The organism is Pseudomonas pseudonitroreducens (assembly GCF_021603645.1).
GTDB classification, from domain to species: Bacteria; Pseudomonadota; Gammaproteobacteria; order Pseudomonadales; family Pseudomonadaceae; genus Pseudomonas; species Pseudomonas pseudonitroreducens.
Genome location: NZ_BQHJ01000051.1, coordinates 1 through 528 on the forward strand (window position 1 = coordinate 1; position 528 = coordinate 528).

Below are 528 nucleotides of genomic sequence, written 5' to 3' on the forward strand. Positions count from 1 at the left end.
ACACCTATGAAATCTCTGGCGGCGGCGTTTCTTTGTCGGTGTCCGCTAGTTCCCAGCTATCCAGCGACGCTACAGCTTATGGCGAGAACGGCGAGCGCACAGTGGACAGCGGCACGATGCGCACGACATTCGGCCAAACGGAGGTGCAGAGCCAGGCGGACAGCAGCGATACACCTGGCGGCATTGACGAGATTGGTTATTTCACAGCGCCAGAAGACGACGCTATCCCCGCCTTGATTCCGGCCATGTATGCCTACCCCTCAGGGGGCTTTCGCAGCGTCCACCCTCTGCTGACCTTCGCGGGGGTTTCCAACCTCGCGGTCGAAGTCCTGCTGCGATACCCGGAGAACGTCACGACCGTCTTTGTCCCGGAGCTGCGGTACTACTCCTCGGCACTGACACCGAGCGGGGTTCACGGCGAGCCATTCAGCTACACAACATCCGAGGGCCAGAGCGCAGGGCTTGACCTGGCGAGCTTCAACCCAGTAACGCATCAGGTTCTGCGCCATCTCGATCAGCCGACCTTCG

1 protein-coding gene is annotated in these 528 nt (G+C 61.0%); it reads left to right on the forward strand.

The window, feature by feature from the left end; all coding sequences use genetic code 11:
• Window positions 1-528 (forward strand): hypothetical protein (locus L6D89_RS32405; protein ID WP_236202347.1); only part of this gene is annotated, 528 nt, incomplete at both ends.